The organism is Streptomyces sp. NPDC057616, assembly GCF_042800575.1.
In the GTDB taxonomy this organism is placed as follows: domain Bacteria; phylum Actinomycetota; class Actinomycetes; order Streptomycetales; family Streptomycetaceae; genus Streptomyces.
This window is the reverse complement of the sequence record NZ_JBHVGU010000027.1, coordinates 1-13,410: the sequence shown is the minus strand read 5'-3', so window position 1 is coordinate 13,410 and position 13,410 is coordinate 1. Positions and strand designations below refer to the sequence as shown.

General features: G+C 71.6%; 16 protein-coding genes. 10 read left to right on the top strand and 6 right to left on the bottom strand.

Annotated features, from left to right (window positions below; genetic code table 11):
- Nucleotides 1-37 precede the first annotated feature (37 nt).
- Nucleotides 38-1,585 (top strand): alpha-L-fucosidase, encoded by a 1,548-nt coding sequence (locus ACFU97_RS29985; RefSeq protein WP_384262723.1) that lies wholly within the window; start codon nucleotides 38-40, stop codon nucleotides 1,583-1,585.
- Here ACFU97_RS29985 and ACFU97_RS29980 read toward each other — a convergent pair.
- Both ACFU97_RS29980 and ACFU97_RS29975 read right to left on the bottom strand, forming a co-directional pair.
- Nucleotides 1,582-1,974, bottom strand: coding sequence for a DedA family protein (locus tag ACFU97_RS29980; protein ID WP_384262721.1), 393 nt, complete (start codon nucleotides 1,972-1,974; stop codon nucleotides 1,582-1,584). The two genes, ACFU97_RS29985 and ACFU97_RS29980, sit on opposite strands and share 4 nt — an antisense overlap.
- Entirely contained in the window at nucleotides 1,958-2,215 is a 258-nt protein-coding gene (locus tag ACFU97_RS29975; RefSeq protein WP_384262719.1) for a DedA family protein, read from the bottom strand. The genes ACFU97_RS29980 and ACFU97_RS29975 overlap by 17 nt, the downstream gene beginning before the upstream one ends.
- Before the next feature lie 168 nt (nucleotides 2,216-2,383).
- Between ACFU97_RS29975 and phoU the strand changes: the two genes are divergently transcribed.
- Nucleotides 2,384-3,058: a phosphate signaling complex protein PhoU gene (phoU, locus tag ACFU97_RS29970; RefSeq protein WP_384262716.1), complete on the top strand. Its 675-nt coding sequence runs from the start codon at nucleotides 2,384-2,386 to the stop codon at nucleotides 3,056-3,058.
- A 47-nt stretch (nucleotides 3,059-3,105) separates the two neighbouring features.
- On the opposite strand, the gene ACFU97_RS29965 is transcribed toward phoU, so the two are convergent.
- Together ACFU97_RS29965 and ACFU97_RS29960 are read right to left on the bottom strand one after the other, a co-directional pair.
- Complete coding sequence (locus ACFU97_RS29965; protein ID WP_384262714.1) at nucleotides 3,106-4,011, bottom strand: helix-turn-helix domain-containing protein; 906 nt, start codon at nucleotides 4,009-4,011, stop codon at nucleotides 3,106-3,108.
- Between the two features lie 159 nt (nucleotides 4,012-4,170).
- Complete coding sequence (locus ACFU97_RS29960; RefSeq protein ID WP_384262711.1) at nucleotides 4,171-4,413, bottom strand: DUF397 domain-containing protein; 243 nt, start codon at nucleotides 4,411-4,413, stop codon at nucleotides 4,171-4,173.
- A 229-nt stretch (nucleotides 4,414-4,642) separates the two neighbouring features.
- On the opposite strand from ACFU97_RS29960, the gene ACFU97_RS29955 reads away from it, so the two are divergent.
- Nucleotides 4,643-5,191, top strand: coding sequence for an ATP-binding protein (locus ACFU97_RS29955; RefSeq protein WP_384262709.1), 549 nt, complete (start codon nucleotides 4,643-4,645; stop codon nucleotides 5,189-5,191).
- 39 nt (nucleotides 5,192-5,230) lie between these two features.
- Here ACFU97_RS29955 and ACFU97_RS29950 read toward each other — a convergent pair whose 3' ends face one another.
- Nucleotides 5,231-6,136 carry an AraC family transcriptional regulator N-terminal domain-containing protein gene (locus tag ACFU97_RS29950; protein ID WP_384262706.1) on the bottom strand — a complete coding sequence of 302 codons (906 nt, stop codon included), beginning with the start codon at nucleotides 6,134-6,136 and terminating at the stop codon, nucleotides 5,231-5,233.
- A gap of 159 nt (nucleotides 6,137-6,295) precedes the next feature.
- On the opposite strand from ACFU97_RS29950, the gene ACFU97_RS29945 reads away from it, so the two are divergent.
- Both ACFU97_RS29945 and ACFU97_RS29940 read left to right on the top strand, forming a co-directional pair.
- Nucleotides 6,296-7,378 (top strand): aldo/keto reductase, encoded by a 1,083-nt coding sequence (locus tag ACFU97_RS29945; protein WP_384262704.1) that lies wholly within the window; start codon nucleotides 6,296-6,298, stop codon nucleotides 7,376-7,378.
- Between the two features lie 91 nt (nucleotides 7,379-7,469).
- Nucleotides 7,470-8,312 (top strand): RNA polymerase sigma factor SigF, encoded by an 843-nt coding sequence (locus ACFU97_RS29940; protein ID WP_384262701.1) that lies wholly within the window; start codon nucleotides 7,470-7,472, stop codon nucleotides 8,310-8,312.
- Between the two features lie 300 nt (nucleotides 8,313-8,612).
- Here the strand turns inward: ACFU97_RS29940 and ACFU97_RS29935 are convergent, their stop codons facing one another.
- Nucleotides 8,613-9,050, bottom strand: a complete 438-nt coding sequence (locus tag ACFU97_RS29935; protein WP_384263019.1) for a MarR family winged helix-turn-helix transcriptional regulator — start codon at nucleotides 9,048-9,050, stop codon at nucleotides 8,613-8,615.
- Nucleotides 9,051-9,251: 201 nt separating this feature from the next.
- Between ACFU97_RS29935 and ACFU97_RS29930 the strand changes: the two genes are divergently transcribed.
- The 5 genes from ACFU97_RS29930 to ACFU97_RS29910 form a co-directional block, all read left to right on the top strand.
- The gene (locus ACFU97_RS29930; protein WP_384262699.1) at nucleotides 9,252-10,412 is read left to right on the top strand and encodes a PP2C family protein-serine/threonine phosphatase; all 1,161 of its coding nucleotides are present in this window, start codon (nucleotides 9,252-9,254) and stop codon (nucleotides 10,410-10,412) included.
- Nucleotides 10,413-10,552: 140 nt separating this feature from the next.
- A complete protein-coding gene (locus ACFU97_RS29925; RefSeq protein WP_384262697.1) occupies nucleotides 10,553-11,440 on the top strand; it encodes an STAS domain-containing protein in 888 nt (295 codons plus the stop codon).
- Entirely contained in the window at nucleotides 11,437-11,838 is a 402-nt protein-coding gene (locus ACFU97_RS29920; RefSeq protein WP_384262694.1) for an STAS domain-containing protein, read from the top strand. The genes ACFU97_RS29925 and ACFU97_RS29920 overlap by 4 nt, the downstream gene beginning before the upstream one ends.
- Nucleotides 11,835-12,284 (top strand): anti-sigma regulatory factor, encoded by a 450-nt coding sequence (locus ACFU97_RS29915; protein ID WP_384262692.1) that lies wholly within the window; start codon nucleotides 11,835-11,837, stop codon nucleotides 12,282-12,284. Before ACFU97_RS29920 ends, ACFU97_RS29915 begins: the two co-directional genes overlap by 4 nt.
- A gap of 90 nt (nucleotides 12,285-12,374) precedes the next feature.
- Nucleotides 12,375-13,410, top strand: a 1,036-nt coding sequence (locus tag ACFU97_RS29910; protein ID WP_384262690.1) for a PP2C family protein-serine/threonine phosphatase, incomplete at its 3' end; no start/stop codon positions are given.

Sequence of the window (13,410 nt, the reverse complement as noted above, 5' to 3'; positions counted from 1 at the left end):
CTCCGAACCCTCTTCCGACTCCGAGGACTTTGATCACATGGCCCTCTCCAGACGCCTCTTCGTCACCTCGGCCGTCGCGTCGGCCGCGGCCCTCGCCGCACCCGGACTGCCCGCGGCCGCCGCCGCGACGGCCGCCCCTGCCGACCGCTCCCGCATCCCCGTCAGCCCTGCCGACAGTCCGGACGACCTGGTCCGCAAGGCGGCCCAAGTCCGGCCCACCGCACGGCAGATCGCCTGGCAGGCCCTCGAACGGACCGCGTTCCTGCACTTCGGCGTGAACACCTTCACCGGCCTGGAGTGGGGGACCGGCGACGAGGACCCGAACGTCTTCCAGCCCACCGGCCTCGACATCGACCAGTGGGCCCGCGCCCTGCGCGACGGCGGCTTCAGGCTCGCCATCCTCACCGTCAAGCACCACGACGGCTTCGTCCTCTACCCCTCCCGCTACACCGACCACACGGTGGCGTCGAGCAGTTGGCAGGGCGGCCACGGCGACGTGCTGCGCTCCTTCGCCGACTCCATGCGCCGGCACGGCCTCAAGGTCGGCGTCTACCTCTCGCCCGCGGACGAGAACCAGTACCTGCACGGCGTGTACGCCAACGGCAGCGCCCGCACCGCCCGCACCATCCCCACCCTGGCCGAGGGCGACGACCGCACACCGGAGCGCTTCTACCGCCTGGACGCCACCGACTACGGCGCCCACATGCTCAACACGCTCTACGAAGTGCTCACCGAGTACGGGCCGGTGGACGAGGTGTGGTTCGACGGCGCCCAGGGCCGGATCCCGCCGGGCAAGGTGGAGGACTACGACTGGGACAGCTGGTACAGCCTGGTCAGGTCGCTCGCCCCGGACGCGGCGATCGCCGTCACCGGACCCGACCTGCGCTGGGTCGGCAACGAGAGCGGCCTGGCGCGCGAGAACGAGTGGAGCGTCGTCCCGGTCAAGGAGAACCAGTACGGCCGCACCGACTGGGCCCTGTCCTACGACACCCCGGACGAGGGCAGCCGCGACGCGCTGGTCACGGCGCAGCCCGCGACCGACTACCTGCAGTGGTGGCCCGCCGAGTGCGACGTGTCCATCCGCGACGGCTGGTTCTACCACGCGGACCAACTGCCCAAGAACGTCGACACGTTGACGGAGATCTACTTCGGCTCCGTGGGCCGCAACGCGGTGCTGCTGCTGAACGTCCCGCCGGACACGGACGGCCGGCTGCACGACACCGACGTCACGCGGCTGCGCGAGTTCCGTGAGCGGATCGAGCACGAGCTGCCCGAGGACCTGGCCCACGGGGCCCGGGTCACCGACTCCTCCCGGGCGCGGACCGTGGACCTCGGCGCCGCACGCGAGGTGGACCGCGTCCGGCTGGCGGAGGACATCCGGCACGGCCAGCAGATCGAGGGCTGTGTGGTCGAGGCGTACCGCGACGGTGCCTGGACGGAGGTCACCCGGGCCGGCACGGTCGGCGCGAGCCGCATCCTGCTCCTGCCCGCGCCCGTACGGGCCCGCCGGTGGCGGCTGCGGATCACGGCGGCACGAGGGGCCGTACGGCTCGATCGGTTCCAGTTGTACCGTTCACGGATCTAGGGGTACCCGCGGGACAGACGGTCACCAGGGGGTCGTCGCTCTGGTGACCGTCGCCTCATCCGGTGACCGTGTCGGGTGCGCGAGCGGCGGTGCCGGCGGATACACCAGACGACCAGTGCGACGACGACCAGTGCCGCCGAGGCCAGGGCGCCGGTGTTGCCGACGACGCCCTTGACGCGCGGGAAGGCGGCGCCCGCGGCATGGCCGACGGCGACGTCGCCGACGCCCCAGAGCAGGCCGCCCAGGGCGTCCTGGAGCAGGAAGCGGCGGTAGGCCAGGTTCGACGCGCCCGCCGGCGCGGGCATCAGCGAGCGCAGCAGTGCGACGAAGCGGCCGACGAAGACCGCCGCGGGGCCGCGCCCGCGCAGCAGGTCACGCGCCCTCTCCACGCGCTCTGCCCGCCGGCCGGGTGCGCAGCAGCGGCGGGCCCAGGCGCCGGCCGATCTCGTAGCCGACGCTGTCCCCGGCGACCGCCGCGAGGACGACGGTGACCGTCGGCCGGACCGGGTCCACGCTGCCCCGCCGGGCCGGCACGCCGCCGACGATCACGGCCGTCTCGCCGGGCGGCACGAACCCGAAGAACAGCGCGTCCTCGGCGAAGACCAGGGCGACGACGACGGCGTGGACCACGGGCCCGGACAGGCCGGTGAGCCGGCCGACAGGAGCGTGCGGCCACCGGCTCCCTTCTCCGCCCGCGCCGGATCCTTTCCGCGCCGGGTTCCCTGGAGACGCCCGGCGGACCATGTGCGAATCTGGCAGTCGGTGCAGGCAGGCTGGGGACGGGACGGTGAGGGACGGATGCGAGAGACCTACCACAAGGAGCTGGAGTCGATCAGCGAGGCCCTGGTGGACATGGCGAACCTGGTGGGTTCCGCCATGGGGCGTGCGACCAGTGCTCTGCTGGACGCGGATCTGCCCCTCGCGGAGAGCGTGATCTCCACCGAGGAGCAGGTCGAGGCCATGCAGCGGGACCTGGAGGAGAAGACGATCACCGTGCTGGCCCGGCAGCAGCCCGTGGCCACCGACCTGCGGGTGGTCGTCACCTCACTGCGGATGAGCGCCGACCTCGAGCGGTGCGGAGTCCTCGCCCAGCATGTGGCGAACGTGGCCCGGCGCCGCCACCCCGACCAGGCGGTGCCGCGCGATCTGCGCCGCACGATCCTGGAGATGGGCCAGCTGGCGCAGCGGCTGATGGCGCAGGCCGCCGAGGTGATCATGACTCAGGACGTCGAGGCCGCACTGCAGTTGGAGCGCGACGACGACCGGATGGACGAGCTGCACCGCCTGATCTTCCAGCACCTGATGGACGACCGCTGGCACCACGGCGTCGAGACGGCCGTCGACGTAACCCTGGTCGGCCGCTACTACGAGCGCTTCGCCGACCACGCCGTCTCCATCGCCCAGCGCGTGGTCTACCTGGTCACCGGCGAGCACGCCGAGGACCTGATCGACAACCCGCCCACACCTGTGTGATCACCGGCCGCCGCCCCGGTCCCCGGCGGCGGCCCGCCCCGGCGGGCTCAGGGCTGGGGGAGGAACCGCCTCCGAAAGGGAAACAAATCCACGGCCGGGGAGGAAAAGACGATGAAGCGGTCCATGACCGCGAGGTAGTGGTCGACCTCCTCGGGCTTGTCCAGGTACAGGGCGCTGGAGAGCTGCTCCAGGTAGACCACGTCGGGCAGGTCCGGCACGGGGAAGCGCAGCACCGTGACCGGGCCGCCGGCCGCCGCGTGGCCGCCGACGTGGAAGGGCAGCACCTGAAGCGTGACGTTGGGCCGGCCGGCGATCTCGATGAGGTGCTCCAGCTGGGCGCGCATCACGCCGGTCCCGCCGAGCGGGCGGCGCAGCGCGGCCTCGTCCACGACGACCCACAGCTTCGGCGCACCCGGGCGGGACAGGAGTTCCTGCCGGGTCATGCGCAGCTCGACGCGGCGCTGGATCGCCTCCGGTGAGCTGATGGGGTGGCCGAGCCGGATGACGGCCTCGGCGTAGGCGGGGGTCTGCAACAGGCCCGGGATGAACTGGACTTCGTAGGTGCGGATGAGGGAGGCGGCCTCCTCCAGGCCCAGATGCTGCTCGAACCAGCTCGGGAAGGCGTCTCCGTACGCACGCCACCAGCCGGGTTCGTTGGCCCGCTGCACCGACTCCAGGTACTCCTGGCGTGCGTCGGGGTCCTGGACGCCGTAGAGGGTCAGCAGGTCGGCGACGTCGCGCTGCTTGAAGCCGACGCGGCCGAGCTCCATGCGGCAGAGCTTGGCGTCCGAGGCGCGTATCGCCGAAGCGGCCGTGTCCCGGCTGATGTTGAGGGACTCCCGCAGCCGGCGCAGGCGCGTGCCCAGCATGATGCGCTGCACGGTGGGCCCGCCGCGCCGGAGGCTGAGAACGTCGGAGCCGGTGGCGATCGGATCGGGTCGAACTGCCGTCATGGTCATCCCCTCGGCCGCCGAGCCGGCTGCGTCTGCATATTTTCGGGACTCAACCAAGGAGAGTAGCACCGTGGTGCCGAACGGCTGCGGTGCGTGAACTGGCCGGAAGGCGCACGGCGTTGACCTGCGCCTTCCGGCCGCCCGCGGGTGAGCGAAACCTCAACGACCGGGGAGTAGGCCGTCGAAGTCGCCGTCCTTCACGCCGCGGACGAAGGCGGAGATCTCGGCGCTGGTGTAGACGAGGGCCGGACCTTCGGGGTGACGGGAGTTGCGCACGGCGACACTTCCGTCGGGGAGTGCGGCGAGTTCGACGCAGTTGCCCTCGGGGTTGCTGTGATGGCTCTTGCGCCAGATCGCCCCTCTCAGCTCGGTGGCAGGTATGCCGTTGCTCACGTGCTGCATCTGAAGCCTCTTTGAGATGAAGTCGCGCTGCCGGCTCTGCAATTGCATCCTCAATTGCATCCACGGGTGATGCCGGGACGATAGCGTCCGGCTCGCGCCGCGTGCAAGATCGTCTGCAATTGCAGCGGTAATTGCCGATGCACTTGCGTACAGACTTACGGGCGTAGCACGATGCTTCGCACAGGTGTAGCGCTCGTCAGTTCTCTCCGCAGGGGTCCCAGGGGTCGCGATGTCCGCAGAGCAAGTCGCAGAACCGGCCGACCCCCCACGTATCGAGGCGACTTGGCAGTGGCTGTGCCAAGCCGTGGATCACATAGGCCGACCCGGACCCGGGATCACCTTCCCCCTCGCACCCGCCTCCGAGGACGGTCACGGCCCCGCCCGCTGCTCGGTCCTCGTCGTGCCGCCCCTGCCCCAATCCGCGCACATCGCCCGCGACTTCATCAGGACGACGCTCGCAGGCCGTGCCGGCCGCGACCGCATCGACGACGTCGCGGTCACCGTCTCGGAGCTGATCAGCAACGCCCTGCGCTACGGCCGGCCCCCGGGCGCCGACACCGAGTTGCAGCCGGCGCTGTGGCTCGCCTACTGGGACCGCTGGTCCTGCGCGGTGTGCGGCGTCACCGACGAGAGCGATCTGGGACCGGTGGCGGTGGAGGCGGAGGACCTCGCGGAGTCGGGACGTGGACTCCAGGTCGTCTCGGCGCTGAGCGACGGCTGGGGCTGGAATCCGCGCGCGGACGGCGGAAAGATCGTCTGGGCGCTGTTCCGGCTCTGACCCGGCCTCAGGCCCGGCAGCGTCCACGCGGCTGCCGACTCAGCAGCGAAGCGTCAGGGAGTCCGGCGGCGCGGCGTCGGGTTCGGCGCGCAGACGGGTCGCGTCCCGGCCCGGCGGCAGGCCGAACCGGCGGCGGTACTCGCGGCTGAACTGGGACGCGCTGTCGTAGCCGACCGCGAAGCCGACGGTCGCGACGTCCTCGGTGCTGCTCATCAGGCGCAGCCGGGCCTCCTGGAGGCGGATCTGCTTCTGGTACTGGATCGGCGTCATCGAGGTCAGGGCGCGGAAGTGCCGGTGGAAGGGGGACAGGCTCATCCCCGACATCCGGGCCAGGTCCTCGACGCGCAGCACCTCGGTGTAGTGGTCGCGGATCCAGCGCAGCGCCCGGCCGACCTGGGTGACGCGGCTGTCGGCCAGGCCGATCTGCCGTACCAGCGCGCCCTGTTGGCCGGTGACCAGCCGCCACAGGATCTCCCGCTCGAGCATCGGGGCGAGCACCGGGATGTCGGCGGGGCGGTCGAGCAGCCGGATCATACGGACGAAGGCGTCGACGAGATCGGCGGAGGCGTCGCTCACCGCCAGGGCCGGGGTGGGGGGTCTGCCGGGCGGGGCCCCGTCCGTCTCCAGCAGCAGTGAGGCGATCGCCGCGGGCCGCAGCGCGAGCCCCGCGCCGAGCAGCGGGCGCTTCGGGCTCGCCTCCGTGGCGTGGCCGGTGACGGGCAGGTCCAGCGGCACGACCAGGTACTGCCCGGCGCCGTAGTCGTAGACGCGGTCGCCCAGGACGATCCGCTTGGCGCCCTGCGCGACGACCGCCAGCACGGGGTCGGCGATGCCCGCCTGCGGCGGTGTCGGCCGGTACTCGGCGGACAGCAGCAGGCCGTCGACGGCGGCGGTGGACCGGCCGGCGTGCCGGGCGATCAGGGTGCGCAGCTCCTCCAAGGACACCCTTCGATTGAAGACCGGGGACGGGCCACGCCGCAAGGCCGGTCCGGGCAACTTCGACAGGATCGTGCAAGAGGCCGACGGGATCGCACTAACAACTGCCCTGCTCAGGCTGCTTTCCTCGAAGAGACCCATTCCTTTGCGTCTCCCACGGAGCATTTCATGGCACTCGATTCGTACGTCGGTCTCGGCCGCAGCGGACTCAAGGTCAGCCCCTTCTGCCTCGGCGCGATGAACTTCGGCGAGGACGGCGGCTTCGGCTGCGGCGTCGAGGAGTCCGAGAAGATCCTCCAGGCCTATCTCGACCGGGGCGGGAACTTCGTCGACACCGCGAACTTCTACACCAACGGCCACTCCGAGGCGATCCTCGGCGACTTCCTCGGCGCCCGCCCCGGCCTGCGCGACCGCCTGGTGCTGGCCACCAAGTTCTACGGCAACCTCCACCTCGGCGACCCCAACGGCGGCGGCGCGAGCCGCAAGGCGATCATCGGCCAGCTGGAGGAGTCGCTGCGCCGGCTGCGCACCGACTACGTCGACCTGTACTGGCTGCACAACTACGACCGCTCCACCCCAATCGAGGAGACCCTGCGCACCCTGGACGACCTCGTCACCGCGGGGAAGATCCGCTACGTCGGCTTCTCCGACACCCCCGGCTGGTTCACCGCCAAGGCCCACACCACCGCACTGCTGCGCGGCTGGACCCCCGTCACCGCGCTGCAGATGGAGTACTCCCTCCTGGAACGCACCATCGAGGGCGAGTTGATCCCGCTCGCGCAGGACGCCGGCATGGGCGTGCTGCCGTGGAGCCCGCTCAAGAGCGGCTATCTGTCGGGCAAGTACCGCCGAGGGCAGGCGGATCCCGCCGACACCAGGCGGTCGGCCGTCCTCGGGCGGCCCAGCGAGGCGCAGTTCACGGTGATCGAGGCGCTCGCCGCCGTCGCCGAGGAGACCGGCGCGAGTCCGGCGGCCGTCGCGCTGTCCTGGGTGCAGAACCGGCCCGGCGTCAGCTCCACCCTCATCGGCCCGCGCACGCTGGAGCATCTCGAGTCCAACCTCGCCGGTCTCGACGTGGAACTGACGGCGGAGCAGACCGCGGCCCTGGACGAGGTGTCGGCGCCGGCCCTCAACTTCCCGTACGACCTCAACCGGCAGGTCGGGCCCATGCTCAAGTACGCGGGCGCCACCGTGGACGGCGTGGCCAGCCCGGTGTACCCGCCGCTGCTGCAGAGCGCCGCCCGCTACTGAGGAATGCCGCTCGGCGACCGGGGTATCAGGGTGCTTGCCGGACACTTCCGTCCGGCAAGGGCCAGGACTGAACCGACCGGGAGGGCGCAAGATGACGGCGACGACCGCGCAGACTGCGGAGCAGACGGTGGACGTGCCGGTGATCGCGGACCCCTCGAAGGTCGCCCCCAAGGACGCACGGGAGCTGTCGAAGCTGTTCTTCGACCAGCTCTCGCTGCTCGAGGAGGGCACGCAGGAGTACCAGTACGCCCGCAACACGCTGATCGAGATGAACATGTCCCTCGTCCGCTTCGCGGCCGGCCGCTTCCGCAGCCGCGGCCCGGAGGAGATGGAGGACATCGTCCAGGTCGGCATGATCGGCCTCATCAAGGCGATCGACCGGTTCGAGCTGACCCGCGAGGTCGAGTTCACCTCCTTCGCCGTCCCCTACATCGTCGGTGAGATCAAGCGGTTCTTCCGCGACACCACCTGGGCCGTGCACGTCCCGCGCCGGCTCCAGGAAGCCCGCTTCCAGCTCGCCCGCGCCAGTGAGGAACTGCGCAGCCGGCTGGGCCGCACCCCGACGACCAAGGAGCTCTCCGAGCTGATGAGCCTCCCGGAGGACGAGGTCGTCGAGGCCCAGCTCGCCTCCAACGGCTACAAGTCGGCGTCCCTGGACGCGGCGATCAACAGCAGCGAGGACGGCGAGGCCGCCCTGGCGGACTTCATCGGCGACGAGGACGCCGCGCTCGGCCTGGTCGAGGACTTCCACGCCCTCGCGCCGATGATCGCCGAACTCGGCGAACGCGACCGCAAGATCATCCACTGGCGCTTCGTCGAGGAACTCACCCAGGCCGAGATAGGCGAGCGCCTCGGCGTCTCCCAGATGCACGTCTCCCGGCTGCTCGCCCGTCTGCTGGCGGGCCTGCGCGAGGGCATGCTCACCACCGGCTGAGCGCCGCGCGACCCCAGGTCGGCCCCGCCGCATCCCCTTGCCCGCCGGGTCTCCGGCGGCCGGACCGCCGCCGGTTCGAGAGGTTCCCCACAGCCGACTCCGGGTGTTCCGGGGTACCCGTAAGGAGACAGGCCGCGGCCGCAACAGTTGTCGTTTGACAACTATGGCCGTGAGGCAACAAAGTATGCGAGTCGTACTGCACGGGGAAGGATCTGCAATGTTCCGGTGGGCGGAGGCGGCTCCGTGCGCCGGCCGTCCGGGCCCCGTCGCGTCGGGCCGCTCGGCGGTCCGGCCCGTGGTTCAGGCCGACCGGTCCCGAGAGGTGTGCGAGGCGGTGTCGTGTATCTGCAGCGCCGCGGTGTCGCAGAACGCCTCGAGGCCCTCCAGGAGCGCGGTCCGCTTGGCGGCGGGCATCAGCTCCAGCACCGCCTGCAACTCCCGCTCCCGGCGCGCTCGCAGGTCGTCGAGGAAGGCGCGGCCGTGGCTGCTGAGGTGCAGCCGCACCTCGCGCCGGTCGGCCGGGCTGACGACGCGCTCCAGGAAGCCGGCCGCCACCAGCCGGTCGCAGAGCCTGCTGGTGGACGGGGGAGTGGAGGCGAGGGAGTCCGCGAGGGTGCGCAGGTTGATGCCGTCCTGGTGCTCGACCATGAACAGCACGCGCAGCTGGGACGGGGAGGCCGGTGCGGTCGAGGCCCTGCCCCACAGGACTTCCAGCAGCTCCACCGTCGTCAAGGTCAGGCGGGCGACCTCGGCGGGCTCGGGGCGGGGGCGGAAGACAGTCACCGTCACACTCTCGCAGGTACTGGGACGGTCGTCAGCGTACTAGGTGCCGCAAGCGGCAAGAGATGGCACGCACGGCCGATGCGGCTCGATTCGGGCCGGCTCGTCGCCCTGGCCCCTCACGTGTGTGTCCGACGAAGGAATGGTGTATCTCCCATCGTGAACAGATTCGTGACCGCCGAGCGCGCCCTGCGCACGGCGGCCCCCCATGAGTTGCTCGACGCCGTGAGACGGGTGCTCGTCGAGGAGTACGCGGCGCAGTCCGTCGAGCTGTTCCTGGCCGACTACGGCCTGACCGTCCTGCAGCCGGTGTCCGAGCTGCCCCGGACCGAGGATCCGGTGTCGGTGCACAACAGCCCGGCCGGCCGCGCCTTCGGTGCCCAGGAGCCCTTCCTGGAGGGCGTCCGCGACGACGCGGTGCGCGTCCACCTGCCGGTGACCGTGCGCGGCGACCGGCTCGGCGTGCTCTCGGTCACCATGCGGGACCGGGAGGCCGTACGGGAGCTGCTGGGCGAGCTCTCGGACGTCGCCGAGGTGCTGGCGCACGAGGTGCTCGTGGCCGAGCGCGACACGGACCTGTATCTGCGGGCGCGGCGCAAGGACCGGCTGACGCTGGCCGCCGAGATGCAGTGGCAGCTCCTGCCCGGCCGCTCCTGCTCGCGGCCCGAGTACGACCTCGGGGCGCAGCTGGAGCCGGCGTACGCGATCTTCGGTGACAACTTCGACTGGTCGGCCGACGCGGACCGCCTCATGCTCTACGTCACCAACGGCATGGGGGAGGGCATAGAGGCCTCCCTGCTGACGAACCTCGCCATCAACGCGCTGCGCAACGCCCGCCGGGCCGGCATCGGCCTCGCCGACCAGGCCGCCCTGGCCGACCAGGCGGTCTACGCGCATTACCGGGGGCGCAGCTACCTCTCGGTGCTGATGCTGGACTTCGAGCTGTCCACGGGCCGGGTGAAGGTCGTGGACGCCGGCTCGCCGCAGCTGCTGCGGCTGCGCGACGGCGTGGTCGAGCGGGTCGGCTTCGACGCGCAGCTCCCGCTGGGGATGTTCGAGGAGACCGACTACGTGGCCCAGGAGTTCCAGGTCGAGCCCGGCGACCGGCTCGTCTTCGTCAGCGACGGGGTGTACGCCGTAGCCTCGCCCAAGGGTGAGGCGTACGGCGACGCCGCGCTGGCCCGGGCGATCATGTCGACGCGTCTGCTTCCCGCCGCCGAGGTGCCCCGGGCCCTGCTGCGGGAGCTGACCGGCCATCGCGGCCAGTCCGCCCCGCAGGACGACGCGCTCGTGGTCTGTCTGGACTGGCGCGGGCACTGAGCCGCCGGCGCGAGCCGCGGATGTGTCGATGCGGTGTCGTTTGCGCGGCAGGCGCAGCATCAATAATTGTCATGTGGCAATAATTGCCGCAGTGTGCCGGACGTGATGTCACGGTGCAGGGTGAAAGGAGTCGATGCAGGGTGTCGGAGCAGGAAGCGGCCGAGGTGGCGGCGCGGGAGGTGGCGGCCTTCCTGGGGCGCTGCCGTGAGCAGATCGCCCAGCGGTGGGCTGACGCGCCTCTGTTCCGCACGGTCTTCACGGTCTCCCGCGACGAGGCCGTGGAGGCCTGCAAGGCCGTCGTGGACGCCCTGCGCGAGGTGGCGGCGAGCGGCCGGCCGGAGGACGTCGCGGCGCCCGGCTTCGACTCGGTGCGCGAGCAGCTGGGGCGGATGGCCGCCTCCCGCGCACGAAGCGGAGTCGCCCCCGCCCAGATCGCCGACGAGGCCGCCGGTCTGCGGGCGGCGGCCGCCGAACTGCTGCGCCACGAGAGCCGCGGGCCGGCCGGCGGTGAGGCGCAGGAGACGATGCTGGCCCTGACCGTCCTGATGGGGACGCTGCGGCTGGTGTTCATGCAGACGACGCTGAACGCCGGCGAGGAGCTCATCGCGCGGCAGCGGCTGCAGCTCCTCGAGGTGGCCACCCCCGTGATCAACCTGTGGGAGGGCATCGTCGCCGTGCCGCTGATCGGCACGCTGGACAGCGCCCGCAGCCAGGTCGTCATGGAGTCGCTGCTCCAGGCGATCGTGGAGCAGCGGGCCAGCTACGCCATCCTCGACATCACCGGTGTGCCCACGGTCGACTCGCTCGTAGCGCAGCACCTGATGAAGACCGTCGCCGCGGCCCGTCTGATGGGGGCCGAATGCATCGTCTCCGGCATCCGCCCGGCCATCGCGCAGACCATCGTGCACCTGGGCATCGACCTGAGCCCGGTGCTCACCCGCGGCTCGCTGGCCGACGCCCTGGCCTACGCGCTCTCCCAGCAGGGCATCGAGGTCTCCCACCGTGTGGCGGGTGCGACCCCGCGATGACCTCCCCGTTTCCGGCCGACGTGGCCACGGTGCCGGTCCTGGCACTGGGGGACGTCCTGCTGGTCTCCCTGCAGGGGGAGCTGCACGACGGCATGGCCGAGCAGCTCCAGCAGGACATCGCCCGCCGCGTGGCCGGCAGTGCGGCGACCGGCGTGGTCATCGACGTCTCCGGAGTCGAGATCGTGGACTCGTTCCTGGGCCGGATCATCGCCGAGATCGCGGCGAGCGCCCGGCTGCTGGCCGCCCGCACCGTCCTGTGCGGGATGCGGCCGGCGGTGGCGATCACCCTGGTCGAGCTCGGCCTGACGCTGCCCGGCCTGGTGACCACGCTCGACGTGGAACGCGCCTTCGACCTGCTGCGGCAGCCCGTCCCGGGCCGTGCTGAGGGGGGCGTGTGACACCGACGACCGACCCCGCCACCACGACGAGCCTGCCGATCGGCTCGGACGCGGATCTCGCCTGGCTGCGTCACCAGGTGCGGCAGGTCGCGGCCGAGCTCGGCTTCGGGCTCGTGCAGCAGACCAAACTGGTCACCGCGGCCAGCGAGCTGGCCCGCAACACCCTGGTCCACGGCGGCGGGGGCCAGGTGAGGATCAGCCTTCCCGTCGACGGCCCGCGGCGGGGGCTCCGGCTCGCCTTCGTCGACTCCGGCCCCGGTATCGACGACGTCGAGCAGGCGCTGGCCGACGGCTACACCAGCGGGGGCGGCCTCGGGATGGGGCTGGGCGGGGCCAAGCGGCTGATGGACGAGTTCGCCGTCGACAGCACCCCCGGCCAGGGCACCGTCGTCACCGTCACCGCCTGGATCACCGGCGTACCCGCGCCCCGCCCAGGGGAGGGATGACCCCGGCGCCGGGCGCAGCACTCCGCCCCGTCCCGGCACCGGAGCCCGCGCGATAGCGTGGAGATGGCAAGGGGAGAGGATGGAGACTTCGTGAACAGCTCTGACGCCGTCCCGTCCGTGGAAGCCCAGCTGCGGGCGGCCCCGCCCCACGCGCTGGTGGCCACCGCGGGCCGGCTGCTGGCGGAGCGCTTCCGTGCGCTGGACGTGACGCTCCTCCTTGCCGACTACGCCCTGTCGGTGCTCCAGCCGGTCACGCACCTGCCGGACACCGGGGACCCGGTGTCCGCCCACGACGGCCCCGCCGGCACCGCCTTCACCACCCAGAAGCCGGTGCTGGAGGTCACCACCGATCCGGCCACGGAACTGGTGCACCTGCCCATCACGGTCCGCGGCGACCGACTCGGCGTGCTTTCCGTGCACGTGCCCGACACCGCCGCCGACACGGCCTCGGTGCTCCGGCTCGGCGAGTTCGCCACCGCACTGGGCCACGAGCTGGCCACGGCCTCCCGGGACACCGACCTCTACCTCCAGGCCCGCCGCACCCGAAGGCTCACGCTCGCCGCCGAGATGCAGTGGCAGCTCCTGCCGGGCCGGGGGTGTGCCCGCGACGAGTTCGTCATCGGCGCCCATCTGGAGCCGGCCTACGCGATCGGCGGCGACAACTTCGACTGGTCCACGACCGCCGACCACCTCACGCTCAGCGTTACCGACGGCATGGGCGAGGGCATCGACGCCTCGCTGCTCACCAGCCTCACCGTCGGCGCGCTGCGCAACGCCCGCCGCGCCGGCGTCGACCTCGCCGAGCAGGCCTGCCTCGCCGACCAGGCCCTCTTCTCCCAGTACGGCGGCAAGAGGTACGCCTCCACCCTGCTGCTGCGCTTCGACCTCGCCACGGGTTCGGTCTCCGCCGTGGACGCCGGGTCCCCGCAGTTGTACCGGCAGCGCGGCACCACCGTCGAACGCGTCGGCCTGGAGGCCCAGATGCCGCTCGGCATGTTCGAGGAGACCCCCTACGAGGAGCAGAGCTTCCAGGTCGAGCCGGGCGACCGGCTGGTCGTCCTCAGCACCGGTGTGCACACCCCCCGGTCGGAGTCCGGGGACATGTTCGGGGAGAACGTCCTGCGCC